This window comes from Agarivorans sp. JK6, from assembly GCF_045277145.1.
Classification (GTDB): Bacteria; Pseudomonadota; Gammaproteobacteria; order Enterobacterales; family Celerinatantimonadaceae; genus Agarivorans; species Agarivorans albus.
This window is the reverse complement of record NZ_CP113525.1, coordinates 693,253-704,878: the sequence shown is the minus strand read 5'-3', so window position 1 is coordinate 704,878 and position 11,626 is coordinate 693,253. Positions and strand designations below refer to the sequence as shown.

The window sequence follows — 11,626 nt, the reverse complement described above, 5'->3', positions numbered from 1 at the left end:
TATTGCAAACCACTAAATCCGGCTAGTGTACCCAAAGCGTGAGAGTGACCCAAGTAAACTTATTCTCCAGCTTGGTGCTTAAGTGTTAGCATGCATTCACTATTTACTCGCTTAACAACGCTGTATGTCATTTGAATCACCATTAAAAGCTGCCACCTTAATCAAACGCTACAAACGTTTTCTCGCCGATGTGATTCTTGAAGACGGCACTGAAACCACCATTTACTGTGCCAACACAGGCGCTATGACCGGTTGTGCCGAGCCTGGTAACACTGTTTGGTACAGTCAATCAAGCAACCCTAAACGTAAGTACTCACTTAGCTGGGAGCTCAGCCAAACCAAAGATGGTGATACTATTTGTGTGAATACCGCCAAAGCAAACGAGTGGGTTGAACAAGCGATTCAACAAGACATTATTACCGAGCTAAGCGGCTATGCTCAGCTTCGCCGCGAAGTAAAATATGGCAGCGAAAACAGCCGTATCGATTTTTTGCTGGAAGACCCAAAGCGTGAAAAGTGCTACATAGAGGTGAAGTCTTGTACCTTGCTGCAAAACGGTAAAGGCTATTTCCCAGATGCAGTAAGCACCCGCGGTCAAAAGCATTTACGAGAACTTATTGAAATGAAGCTACAAGGTCATCGCGCAATATTGTTGTTTGCCGTATTACACAGTGGAATAAATACTGTTCAAGCTGCTGCTCACATCGACCCAACTTACGCAGAATTACTAGATTTAGCTAAGCAACAAGGGGTAGAAGTATTGGCATACAAAGCCAAACTAAGCCCTCAGCAATGCAAGCTAGATCATGCCGTGCCGGTGTACTAGATCGGTCAGTGCTATACTGACTTGTACATTAATATTTACATGAAATTGAGCTAAGTTTGACTCATGGCAAACTGGAACATTTTGCAAATAACGGCTAGATGATAGGGATGACGGTGACATTTTTATGACAACATCAGCAAAACATTTACTACTTTAGAGGAGTGGTCAAAAAAACAGCAAACAGTCTAATTTCTTTTACCGAGCTTAGGCAGAATTGGCAAATTCATGGCAATTCATTTGCGGTACGTTAGCCTTTCTGCTATAGATACCCGCCTAATTTACATCCTCGACTGTTTAACGAAAAAAGTCGTACGGAATTTGGGAGAGAAGTATGCCAGACGGCAAAAAGAAAACACTAGGTGTGCTCTCTATCGCAGGGGTTGAACCATATCAAGCTCAGCCTGGCGAAGAGTACATGAACGATGCTCAGTTAGACCACTTCCGAACTATTCTTGAAGCGTGGCGCAACCAACTTCGTGAAGAAGTTGATCGCACTGTAACGCATATGAAAGACGAAGCGGCTAACTTCCCTGATCCAGTTGACCGCGCAGCGCAAGAGGAAGAATTCAGCCTTGAACTTCGTACTCGCGACCGCGAACGCAAGCTGATCAAAAAAATCGAGAAGACCTTACTTAAAATTGAAGATGACTTCGGTTTTTGTGATGCCTGTGGTGTGGAAATCGGCATTCGCCGTTTAGAAGCTAGACCAACAGCTGATCTGTGTATCGATTGCAAAACCTTAGCTGAGATCAAAGAGAAACAACTGGTCGGCTAGTTTTTGTTTAAAGCCAAGGCAGATAAGCTAATCACTCTATCTGCCTAGCTTTATATTGTAAGAATTTTACTATGAGCGCTAAGCCCTACGTAGGCCGTTTTGCCCCTTCCCCTTCTGGCCCATTACACTTAGGCTCTTTAGTTGCCGCCGTTGGCAGCTACCTGCAAGCTCGTCATCACCAAGGTCAATGGTTAGTTCGCATTGAAGACATCGATCCACCGAGAGAACAAACCGGTGCGAGTCAACTTATCCTGCAACAACTAGAACAGTTTGGACTGCATTGGGATGGTGAGGTCTTATATCAAAGCCAACGCCTAGAAGCGTACCAAGATCAAATTAACCGTTGGCTAAACCAAGACTGTGCTTACTTTTGCCAATGTACCCGCAAGCAAATAAAAGCTTCTGGTGGCTACTACCTTGGTACTTGTCGCAATCTACAGCTAAGTGGCAAAGATCAAGCCGTGCGATTACAAAGCGCGCGGGCCATTGAACAATTTGAAGATGTGGCTTACGGCACAGTAAATATTCCAGCCGCCTTAGCCAAAGAAGACTTCATCATAAAACGCCGTGACGGCCTATATGCCTATAATCTAGCGGTGAGTTTAGATGACGCCGAACAAGGAATTACCGAAGTAGTAAGAGGTGCAGATTTAATTCTAACCACCGGTAGGCAGTTGGCCATTTTTGAGCTTTTAGCTAAACCCGCCCCAAATTATTTACATCTTCCATTAGTACTTGATGAAAGTGGCAATAAACTCAGTAAGCAAAACCACGCGCCTTCCATTTCGGGCAAGCAAAATCAGCAATTGCTGCTGCAAGCCTTAAGATATTTAGGGCAAACGAGCGAAGCCGACTGGCTTGAACTAAGCTGTGAGCAAATACTAATCAAGGCTCTAGCAAATTGGCGGCTTTCTGCAGTACCAAAAATCTCACTAGACAGCCAGTGAATTAGTTGTATTTCTTTGTAAAAAAGCTATATTAGCGCCTTATTTTTCACCATGTAGATAATGCGCGCTCAAGGGGGCACCCATTTTACGCAAACTCGCCAAAGTATATAAGCGGATCATCAAGCCAAATAGCGCTGAGCCAGTGGGCTTGGAGCAACAGGTGATCCCTCGTGCTGAGCACAATATTTCTCGCCAAGACATCAGCGAAAACGCCCTTAAGGTGCTTTATCGCTTACACAAGTCGGGCTACAACGCTTATTTAGTGGGCGGTGGCGTGCGTGACTTATTGCTAGGCAAGCAACCTAAAGACTTTGACATTGCAACCAATGCTACCCCTGAGCAGATTAAAGCCTTATTCCGCAACTGTCGTTTAGTTGGCCGCCGTTTTCGTTTGGCGCACATTTTATTTGGCCGAGAAATTATTGAAGTAGCCACCTTCCGTGGTCATCATGACAGCGCCAATGCCAATACCGAATCAAAACGCAGTGAAGAAGGCATGTTACTGCGCGACAACGTGTACGGCAGCATCGATGAAGATGCAGAGCGTCGCGACTTCACCGTAAATGCGCTGTATTACAACATTGCCGACTTTTCCGTTGTCGATTTTGCGGGTGGTATAAATGATATTGCTGAGCGCCGCTTACAATTAATTGGTGATCCAGAAACGCGCTACCGTGAAGATCCAGTAAGGATGCTTCGCGCTGTGCGTTTTGCGGTAAAACTGGACTTTAGCATTGCGCCTGCAAGCTGTGACCCGATTGCTCAATATGGTCACCTGCTGAAAGATATTCCCGCAGCGCGCCTATTTGAAGAATGTTTAAAGCTATTCTTAGGCGGCGATGGTAAATCTACCTTCAAAATGCTGGCCGATACTCAACTACTTTATCCGCTATTCCCGCTGTTAAAACCCTTGTTACAACAATGGGATGAAGACGCACCAGAGCTACGTTTTATGCTCATGGCCTTAGCCAGCACTGATAAGCGGGTACGTGGCGACCAAAAAGTAACGCCTGCCTTTGTATTTGCAGCACTGCTGTGGCCACTATTGGAAATAAAGAAAGATGAATTACTCATAGAGCTTTCTTTAGGCGAGCATGACGCATCGGCAATGGCGATGAACTGGTTGCTCGACCAACAGTGTAAGAGCGTAGCGATACCAAAACGCTTCACCACTGGCATTCGCGAAATATGGCAGCTACAGGCTCGCCTAGATCGTCGTTTTGGTAAACGTGCTTTCCAAACCTTTGGTCATCCGCGCTTTAGAGCTGCGTTCGACTTTTTAGAGTTGCGTGCTAAAGCCACTCAAGACAAACACCTTGGCGAGTTGGCCCAATGGTGGCAACAATGGCAACGCAGTAACGAGCAAGGCCGCAATACCATGGTTCGCGAGTTAAATAAAAACTCAGGCCGCAGCAAAAGCCGTCGTCGTCCGCGTAAGCCAAAAAAGACTGACAGTTAATAATGACCACTTGCTTCCTGGCCTTAGGCAGTAATTTAGTCAACCCGCTCCATCAAGCCATCGCAGCTAGGCGTGCTCTAGCTGCCTCGGCTGAACTCGATGTTGTTGCTAGCTCTTCACTGTATCAAAGTCGTCCAATGGGGCCACAAGATCAGCCAGACTATCTGAATGCAGTACTCCAGCTAGAAACTGATTTGGCACCACTCGACTTACTCGACCTTTGCCAAAAGATCGAATTAGAACAAGGTCGCGAACGTAAAGAACAACGTTGGGGCCCCAGGACTCTAGACCTCGATATATTGCTTTATGGCAAACAAATCATCGATACACCACGACTAACCGTGCCGCACTATGGAATGAAGCAGCGAGAGTTTGTATTATTACCGCTCGCTGAAATTGCCAATGATTTATGCTTACCAGACGGAAGTTTGGTGCAACAGTTAGCAGAATCTATCGACAGCAACGGCTTACAAGTTTTTAAATGCCCCCAAGAGTGGGCTTAAAGCTAATATTCACTAACAAATTTGCCTCGTAGTTTGAGGCAAACGGTAACGAACTATGAGCAGATTTACAGTTTCTCACTTACAAAAGTTTAAACAAAACAACGAGAAATTCTCCTGTATCACCGCTTACGATGCGAGCTTTGCAGCATTGTTTGATGAGTTAGGCATGCATATGCTGTTAATTGGTGATTCACTAGGCATGGTACTGCAAGGTCACAAAGATACCTTGGCAGTAAGCATTGATGATATTGCCTACCATACTCGCTGTGTTGCTCGTGGCACCGAAAAAACTATGATCGTAGCCGACATGCCTTTTATGTCTTATGCCACTCCAGAGCAAACTTACCAAAACGCCGCCAAGCTTATGCAAGCCGGTGCGCAAATGGTAAAAGTAGAAGGTGGAGAATGGTTAAGCCCTACCATTAAAGGCTTGGTTGAGCGCGGTGTTCCAGTATGTGGTCACCTTGGTTTAACACCTCAATCAGTGCATTTGTTTGGTGGTTATAAAGTTCAAGGCCGCGGCGAGCAGCAAGCTCAAGAGATGTTGCAGCATGCTAAGCAACTAGAAGCAGCCGGTGTTCAATTGTTGGTATTAGAATGCATTCCCACTGAACTCGCTAAACTCATCACGGAAGCCTTAAGCATTCCGGTAATTGGCATTGGCGCAGGTAACGTAACTGATGGCCAAATCCTCGTAATGCATGATGCCTTTGGCATTAGCAAGGGCCATATTCCTAAGTTTTCTAAAAACTTCTTAGCTGAAACCGGCGATATTCGCGGTGCAATTAGTCTCTATTTAGAGCAGGTTGCTTCAGGTGAGTTCCCAGGTGAAGCACAGAGTTTTAGTTAATGCTTAAAGTTGTAGAACAGCCGAGTGAATTACGCTCGGCCCTAGATGCCGCACGCCTAAAAGGTCGAAAAATTGGCTTTGTTCCCACCATGGGCAATCTGCATGCTGGTCATCTTGCGTTGGTTAATGAAGCCCAAAAAAGCTGCGATGTAGTGGTGGTCTCTATTTTTGTTAATCCGCTGCAGTTTAACAACAGTAGTGATTTAGCCAACTACCCTCGCACCCTAGAACAAGATATTACAGCGCTAAACCAAGCTGGTGCTGATTTTGTATTTACCCCTAGCGCTGAAGAGCTTTACCCAAATGGTTTGGAAGCAGAGACTAAAGTAACAGTGCCTGTTCTTTCAGACATTCTGGAAGGCGAATTACGCCCTGGTCATTTTGACGGTGTCTCGACTGTGGTTTGTAAGCTGTTTAATCTCGTGCAGCCACATTTGGCAGTATTTGGCGAAAAAGACTATCAGCAGCTCGCGCTTATTCGCAAGATGACCTCAGATCTGTTATTGCCGATTGAAATTATTGGCCTTGCTACGGTAAGAGAAGCGAGTGGTTTAGCCATGAGCTCACGCAACAACCGCTTAAGTACTGAGCAACTGCAAACTGCGCCACTATTAGCAAAAGAGATGCGGAACATCGCATCACAGCTAAGCCACAGCAATCAAGCTGAACTTAGCAAAGCAGCCCAACAAACGCTGGAAAACAACGGATTTAAGTGCGACGGTATCGATATCGTAGACGCCGAAAGCCTAAGCCCCCTAACCCCCCAATCTCGCTCTGCTGTTATTCTAATGGCCGCCTTCCTCGGAGATGTAAGGCTAATAGATAACTGCGTGATTGAACTACACTAATTTCGTCGATTAAAAGAGAGAACGTCAATGCAAACCACTATGCTAAAAGGCAAACTTCACCAAGCACGCGTAACCCATGCAGAGCTCAACTATGAAGGCTCTTGTGCTATCGACCAGGATGTTTTGGATCAAGCAGGTATTCTCGAATACGAGAAAATTGATATCTATAATATTGAGAATGGCGAGCGCTTTTCTACTTACGCCATCTCTGGTGAACGCGGCTCAAAAATCATCTCAGTAAATGGCGCAGCAGCACGTCGCGCAGCCGTGGGCGACCGAGTTATTATTTGTGCTTATGTTGGTATGAGCAACGAAGAAGCTAAGTCTCATAAACCTTCTTTGGTTTACCTAAACGAGAACAACGATATCGTTAGAACCAGCAAAGATATTCCAGTTCAATTAGCTTAGCACCAAAGCTGTGCAGGCTTTTAAATGGCGCACCATCTACGTGCGCCATTTTTGTACCTTTTGTCATAAAACAGCAAATAAACCCTTACATTTAACCTCGTAGCAACATCATCAAAATATCTCTCCAACAATAAAATCAAAACTAGCGATAAGTTTGCCTTATTAAGGACTTACCAAAGCTTTGGTTTGTTTTTTGCTGTAAAGAACTAAAGATTAAAGTTTGTAGCGCAGGGAGCGGTCGTGCTAAGTATTTATCTGGTATTGCTGGTGTTATTTGTCTTAGCATTAATACCTATTCCATCAATAGTATCAAGCCATCGTCGAGCTGATAATCAACAACAGATTGAACATACACAACTGCTTCAATCGCTCAATCATATGACAAGAAGACATTGGCGCATGCAGGCTCAGAAGCTCTCTGACCCACTGTTTTCGCCTGCTGAGCTAGATGGCACCAAAGAGCAAATTGAAGAAATAATGGTGCTGCTACAAGCTCAAAACAACTACCGCTACTGTGCCAAGGTAGAGCAAATTGTTTTACATTGGCAAGCACTTGCTCACTGCCAAAACCTAAGCCAACTTCGCCACTATCATCAGCAAATATTGCAACTCACCCAACTGGCCACCAGCGACTCTTTTAAACAAAACACTCAAAAGGGAACAGTCTTTGCTTTGACTCCTAATAAGTAAATATGCGGATACGTATAAAGGAGTTTAAATGCGTAGTGCAGCCACTATTTTTTATAGCTTTCTGTTTGGTTTTTTAGTGCTTATAGGGTTGAGCATTATTGACCTACAACAGCAGCAAAGCCTCGCTAACCTCGCTTTAGTCTGTTTAAGCCTGTGTTTAAGTGGCCTCACCTTAAGTGTGCTCAAACTGTTAATGCAACAAATTGAGCAACCAGACAAGGTACACAGTAAAGGCTTAGCCAGCTACCTATTCCAAGATACTCGCCACCAGCAACTCGAGCTGCTAAGAGAACAGCAACGCCGAGTATTAGAACAGCAAGATGCCTTAGACGAAATCAGTCACTGCTCAAAAGAGTTGTCATTGCAGGCTCAGTCGGTAGCTTCGGGCGCAGTGCAACAAGCAGATGCTAGCCAAGCATCTGCCAGCGCAGTGGTAGAAATGAGTGAAAGTATTAAAGATGTTGCCGAGCAAGTTAAGCTGGTAGCGGAAGCCAGCTTTGAAGCCAAGCGCTTCTCGGAATTGGGCCAAGAGGCTGCTTTAGTTGCTCAACAAGGTACCGAAAAAATGGTGGCTAAAGGAGAAGTTAGCCTTGAGAAGGTCACCCAATTACACCAAAAATCGAACACCGTAAGCAGCATTTCAAAAACCATTGAAGAAATAGCTGAACAAACGAACTTATTGGCACTTAACGCCTCCATCGAAGCTGCTCGTGCCGGTGAGCATGGTCGCGGCTTTGCCATTGTGGCCAACGAAGTAAGAAATCTTGCTAACCGCAGTCATCAATCTGCCAACGAAATCAGCGACAGTATGCGTGAAGTACAACGCAACATTAATGAAGTGCTCGAGCACATCACTCAACTAACCACCCAAGCTCAAGAGATTCAAGACACTGTGGATAATTCACGCCAACAACTTAAGCTGATTTACACCAAAAACCAAGAGCTTCAAGCACAAACAGAAATGATAGCGAGCAACAGTGAACAACAACACGCGGCAACCATCGAGCTTTCTGCTCACATCAACCAAGTAGCAGACTCCGCCCGAGAGAACACCGCCAGTGCCGAGCAAAGCGCCGACATTGCCAAACACCTTAGCGTGTTAAGTCAGCAAGGAGCGTAATATGAATACTAGCGTTATTATTGCCACTAGCGTAATTAGCCTACTGCTAATATCAGTTGCTATCTCTTGGTTATTAGCCAAGCGCCGTACTCAGCAGCAGTACGCAGGCCTTGCAGCATTAAAGCAGCTAAAGAATTTAGTGGTTTCGCTGCAAAAACATCGCGGCCTAAGTTGTGCCATTCTAAACGGCGACCAACAGCAATCTGCCGCATTAAATGCACAACAAAAGCAAATTGTAAGCGCCCACCTTAGTTTAAGCGAAGACAGCTTTGTATCGCGCCAAGCTCGTTGGGATAGCTTTAATCAACACTGGCCGAGACTACAGCAAAATTGGCCAAGCAATAACTTAGAAAACAATATTGCTCAACACAGTTTGATGATCAAAAACTTGCTGTTTTTGTCTCAAGACCTAGCCAGTTTTTACTGCTTATCTAGCCTAAGCAAGCAACATAAAAACATCGACTTTTTGTGGTTTGAACTGTTGGAAACAGCAGAATCAATTGGTCAGGTAAGGGCGCTAGGCAGTGGTTTGGCAGCCGCCAAACAAAGCAGCAGTGTTGAGCGGATCCGTTTGGCCTTCTTGCACAACAAAATTGCCCAAATTGATTCGCAATCACTCAACCATTTTGCTCATAGCTTTATTCCCAATGATCCAGCTTATCAGCCCTTGCTGGAACAGCTACTTGATACCATAGAGGTTGAGTTGATCAACAAACCTCAGCCGACTATTTCGGTGAATGAGTATTTTCAGCAGGCGAGTAAAGTACTGGAAGGGCTATACCAACTATTTGATGCTGGAATAGCCCATTTAGAAGCGCAGCAGCACGCTAAACATTAGCTAGTCTAAGTGGCTACGCAGCTGCCAAAGTTGCTGGCCACTGTTTTGATATTTACGTTCAAAAGCAGTAATTGGTGTATCGGTTTTAAAGCTATTTAGCTGGCTTGAATGGCCAGCTAATTCTAGCGCTACTTGAAACTCTTCCAAGTAAGTTTGCCAGTTACTGCGCAGTTCGAGTTGCCCACCAAGCTTAAGCAAATAAGGGAACACTGCACTGCCGTGCCAACGACGCTGCAAGTGTCGCGACTTTGGCCAAGGGTTCGGGTACAAGATGTAATGATGACTAGGCTGCCACCCAGCTTCCACGGCCAAACGCCAAAAGTCGTTTAAATCCACTTGCAGTAGCAAGTAGTTTTGCCCTGCTTGGTCAAAATGCGCCTGGTGCTTAGTTAGCCGATGGGCAGATTTATCCATGCCAATCACCAGAGCATCAGGGTGCAGTTCAGCCAAGGCAGCAGTGCTCACCCCCGTGCCACAGCAAGAATCAAACACTAAAGGTCGCGCCGCCGCTTCTACCTGCTTTTCTAACTGCAAAAATGCTTCTAGAGTATGCTGGCGATAAGGCTTTTTGAACTCTTCATCAAGGTGACGTTGTACCACCTTGTTTAAGTTTTCATGAATACCTTGCTGGTTAGAGCTAACGCTACGAGAATTGCCTTCCATTACGCTCTCAACCCGTAACCACGTTTGATCAGGATATACGCCCAGGTATACAAGATGGCGATAAAGCCCAAGATCATACTAAATGAAAAATACAGCGATACATCGGTTATGCCCAAGAAGCCAAAGCGAAAGGCGTTAACCATGTAAACAATCGGGTTGATTTGCGACACTCCCTGCCAAAACTCAGGCAACAAACTAATTGAATAGAATACCCCTCCTAAGTAAGTAAGCGGCGTTAAGATAAAGGTAGGGATGATGCTAATGTCATCAAAGGTGTTCGCGTAAATCGCATTAATAAGCCCACCTAATGCAAACAGTATTGAAGTTAACAACACCGTGAGCATAATCGCGGCAACACTGTGTAACTGCAGAGGAACAAAGAACAGCGATACCATTGTTACAATAAAGCCAACACATAAGCCACGAGCAACACCACCACCAACAAAACCAAAAATGATGATGTAGTTTGGTACCGGCGCGACGAGCAGCTCTTCAATGTTTCGCTGAAACTTACAGCTAAAAAACGAAGATGCCACATTGGAGTATGAGTTGGTAATCACCGACATCATAATCAAACCAGGAACAATGAATTCCATGTAGCTATAGCCACCCATTTGGCCAATTCGCGAACCGATCAGGTTACCAAAAATAACAAAATACAGGCTCATAGTAATGGCAGGCGGTACTAGGGTTTGCACCCAAATTCGACCAAACCGAATGATTTCTTTACTTAAAATGCTTTTTAAAGCGGTGCCATACAATGCGAGCTTCATGCTTGCCTCCCTTGAGCCACTAAGGTTACAAACAACTCTTCTAAACGGTTGGCTTTATTGCGCATGCTATGAACCACCACACCTGTTTCATCCAGCAAGCGAAACACTGCATTTAAGCCTTGGCTTTTTTCTACATCAACTTCCAAGGTGTGGTCGTCAACTAAACGTGATTCAAAACCCGCTAGCTCCACTGCTTGCTGGCGGCTTTCAATATCAAAAATAAAGGTTTCTAGGTTTAACTTTGAGAGAAGCTGCTTCATTGAAGTGTTTTCTACCAGTTCACCCTTATCAATAATGCCGATATTGCGGCACAGCATTTCAGCTTCTTCTAGATAGTGAGTAGTTAAAATTATGGTTATGCCTTGGCTATTAAGCTGCTTTAAAAAATCCCACATTGAACGACGTAGCTCTATGTCTACACCGGCGGTAGGCTCATCCAAGATAAGCAACTTTGGCTCATGCATTAAGGCTCGCGCAATCATCAATCGGCGCTTCATACCACCGGATAATTCGCGCGCTCGAGCATTGCGCTTTTCCCACAAGTCCAATTGGGCGAGGTACTTTTCTGCGCGCTGCATAGCAAGAGGCCGCGGCACGCCATAGTAACCAGCTTGATTCACCACAATTTGCAACACTGTTTCAAATTGGTTGAAGTTAAACTCTTGGGGAACAAGGCCAACATAAGACTTGGCCGCTTCCAAATCGGTATCAATGTCATGCCCAAAAATCTTAACCGAGCCAGCAGACTTATTTACCAAAGAGGTAATCACCCCAATAGAGGTCGACTTACCCGCTCCATTTGGGCCTAACAACGCAAAGAAATCTCCTTGCTTAACCACTAAATCGAAGCCTTTTACCGCTTGCACCCCACCGGGGTAGGTTTTCTTCAAACCTTGAATCGCTAACGCCTGCATAATCACAACTTA

At 45.1% G+C, this 11,626-nt stretch carries 14 protein-coding genes; 11 read left to right on the top strand and 3 right to left on the bottom strand.

Annotation, left to right across the window (positions count from 1 at the left end; translation table 11 throughout):
- The first annotated feature begins 124 nt into the window (after nucleotides 1-124).
- The 11 genes from sfsA to OV592_RS03295 all read left to right on the top strand — a co-directional run bounded on the left by sfsA (nucleotide 125) and on the right by OV592_RS03295 (nucleotide 9,264).
- Nucleotides 125-826 carry a DNA/RNA nuclease SfsA gene (gene sfsA, locus OV592_RS03345; RefSeq protein ID WP_406610386.1) on the top strand — a complete coding sequence of 234 codons (702 nt, stop codon included), beginning with the start codon at nucleotides 125-127 and terminating at the stop codon, nucleotides 824-826.
- A gap of 331 nt (nucleotides 827-1,157) precedes the next feature.
- The gene (gene dksA, locus OV592_RS03340) at nucleotides 1,158-1,601 is read left to right on the top strand and encodes an RNA polymerase-binding protein DksA (protein ID WP_016403587.1); all 444 of its coding nucleotides are present in this window, start codon (nucleotides 1,158-1,160) and stop codon (nucleotides 1,599-1,601) included.
- A 71-nt stretch (nucleotides 1,602-1,672) separates the two neighbouring features.
- The gene (gene gluQRS, locus OV592_RS03335) at nucleotides 1,673-2,548 is read left to right on the top strand and encodes a tRNA glutamyl-Q(34) synthetase GluQRS (RefSeq protein ID WP_406610385.1); all 876 of its coding nucleotides are present in this window, start codon (nucleotides 1,673-1,675) and stop codon (nucleotides 2,546-2,548) included.
- A 163-nt stretch (nucleotides 2,549-2,711) separates the two neighbouring features.
- Nucleotides 2,712-4,007, top strand: a complete 1,296-nt coding sequence (pcnB, locus tag OV592_RS03330) for a polynucleotide adenylyltransferase PcnB (RefSeq protein ID WP_406611412.1) — start codon at nucleotides 2,712-2,714, stop codon at nucleotides 4,005-4,007.
- Between the two features lie 2 nt (nucleotides 4,008-4,009).
- Nucleotides 4,010-4,510 (top strand): 2-amino-4-hydroxy-6-hydroxymethyldihydropteridine diphosphokinase, encoded by a 501-nt coding sequence (gene folK, locus OV592_RS03325; RefSeq protein ID WP_016403584.1) that lies wholly within the window; start codon nucleotides 4,010-4,012, stop codon nucleotides 4,508-4,510.
- Nucleotides 4,511-4,565: 55 nt separating this feature from the next.
- Nucleotides 4,566-5,360 carry a 3-methyl-2-oxobutanoate hydroxymethyltransferase gene (gene panB, locus OV592_RS03320; RefSeq protein ID WP_016403583.1) on the top strand — a complete coding sequence of 265 codons (795 nt, stop codon included), beginning with the start codon at nucleotides 4,566-4,568 and terminating at the stop codon, nucleotides 5,358-5,360.
- Nucleotides 5,360-6,208 carry a pantoate--beta-alanine ligase gene (gene panC, locus OV592_RS03315; RefSeq protein WP_406610384.1) on the top strand — a complete coding sequence of 283 codons (849 nt, stop codon included), beginning with the start codon at nucleotides 5,360-5,362 and terminating at the stop codon, nucleotides 6,206-6,208. The genes panB and panC overlap by 1 nt, the downstream gene beginning before the upstream one ends.
- Before the next feature lie 27 nt (nucleotides 6,209-6,235).
- The gene (gene panD, locus OV592_RS03310; protein ID WP_016403581.1) at nucleotides 6,236-6,616 is read left to right on the top strand and encodes an aspartate 1-decarboxylase; all 381 of its coding nucleotides are present in this window, start codon (nucleotides 6,236-6,238) and stop codon (nucleotides 6,614-6,616) included.
- 240 nt (nucleotides 6,617-6,856) lie between these two features.
- Nucleotides 6,857-7,306, top strand: a complete 450-nt coding sequence (locus OV592_RS03305; protein WP_152785940.1) for a hypothetical protein — start codon at nucleotides 6,857-6,859, stop codon at nucleotides 7,304-7,306.
- A gap of 28 nt (nucleotides 7,307-7,334) precedes the next feature.
- Nucleotides 7,335-8,426 (top strand): methyl-accepting chemotaxis protein, encoded by a 1,092-nt coding sequence (locus OV592_RS03300; protein ID WP_152785938.1) that lies wholly within the window; start codon nucleotides 7,335-7,337, stop codon nucleotides 8,424-8,426.
- A 1-nt stretch (nucleotide 8,427) separates the two neighbouring features.
- Nucleotides 8,428-9,264 carry a nitrate- and nitrite sensing domain-containing protein gene (locus OV592_RS03295; protein WP_016403578.1) on the top strand — a complete coding sequence of 279 codons (837 nt, stop codon included), beginning with the start codon at nucleotides 8,428-8,430 and terminating at the stop codon, nucleotides 9,262-9,264.
- On the opposite strand, the gene OV592_RS03290 is transcribed toward OV592_RS03295, so the two are convergent.
- The 3 genes from OV592_RS03290 to OV592_RS03280 are packed head-to-tail and all read right to left on the bottom strand — an operon-like array spanning nucleotide 9,265 to nucleotide 11,614.
- Complete coding sequence (locus OV592_RS03290; RefSeq protein WP_406610382.1) at nucleotides 9,265-9,927, bottom strand: tRNA (guanine(46)-N(7))-methyltransferase TrmB; 663 nt, start codon at nucleotides 9,925-9,927, stop codon at nucleotides 9,265-9,267.
- Entirely contained in the window at nucleotides 9,927-10,700 is a 774-nt protein-coding gene (locus OV592_RS03285; RefSeq protein ID WP_406610381.1) for an ABC transporter permease, read from the bottom strand. Before OV592_RS03285 ends, OV592_RS03290 begins: the two co-directional genes overlap by 1 nt.
- Nucleotides 10,697-11,614: an ABC transporter ATP-binding protein gene (locus OV592_RS03280; protein WP_406610379.1), complete on the bottom strand. Its 918-nt coding sequence runs from the start codon at nucleotides 11,612-11,614 to the stop codon at nucleotides 10,697-10,699. Before OV592_RS03280 ends, OV592_RS03285 begins: the two co-directional genes overlap by 4 nt.
- Nucleotides 11,615-11,626 lie beyond the last annotated feature (12 nt).

Excerpts from the sequence above, each read along its gene's own strand:
- panD (WP_016403581.1), top strand. The coding sequence starts at position 6,236 with ATGCAAACCACTATGCTAAAAGGCAAACTTCACCAAGCACGCGTAACC.
- panB (WP_016403583.1), top strand. The coding sequence starts at position 4,566 with ATGAGCAGATTTACAGTTTCTCACTTACAAAAGTTTAAACAAAACAAC.
- OV592_RS03280 (WP_406610379.1), bottom strand. The coding sequence starts at position 11,614 with ATGCAGGCGTTAGCGATTCAAGGTTTGAAGAAAACCTACCCCGGTGGG.
- folK (WP_016403584.1), top strand. The coding sequence starts at position 4,010 with ATGACCACTTGCTTCCTGGCCTTAGGCAGTAATTTAGTCAACCCGCTC.
- OV592_RS03290 (WP_406610382.1), bottom strand. The coding sequence starts at position 9,927 with ATGGAAGGCAATTCTCGTAGCGTTAGCTCTAACCAGCAAGGTATTCAT.
- OV592_RS03300 (WP_152785938.1), top strand. The coding sequence starts at position 7,335 with ATGCGTAGTGCAGCCACTATTTTTTATAGCTTTCTGTTTGGTTTTTTA.
- panC (WP_406610384.1), top strand. The coding sequence starts at position 5,360 with ATGCTTAAAGTTGTAGAACAGCCGAGTGAATTACGCTCGGCCCTAGAT.
- OV592_RS03285 (WP_406610381.1), bottom strand. The coding sequence starts at position 10,700 with ATGAAGCTCGCATTGTATGGCACCGCTTTAAAAAGCATTTTAAGTAAA.
- gluQRS (WP_406610385.1), top strand. The coding sequence starts at position 1,673 with ATGAGCGCTAAGCCCTACGTAGGCCGTTTTGCCCCTTCCCCTTCTGGC.
- dksA (WP_016403587.1), top strand. The coding sequence starts at position 1,158 with ATGCCAGACGGCAAAAAGAAAACACTAGGTGTGCTCTCTATCGCAGGG.
- sfsA (WP_406610386.1), top strand. The coding sequence starts at position 125 with ATGTCATTTGAATCACCATTAAAAGCTGCCACCTTAATCAAACGCTAC.
- OV592_RS03295 (WP_016403578.1), top strand. The coding sequence starts at position 8,428 with ATGAATACTAGCGTTATTATTGCCACTAGCGTAATTAGCCTACTGCTA.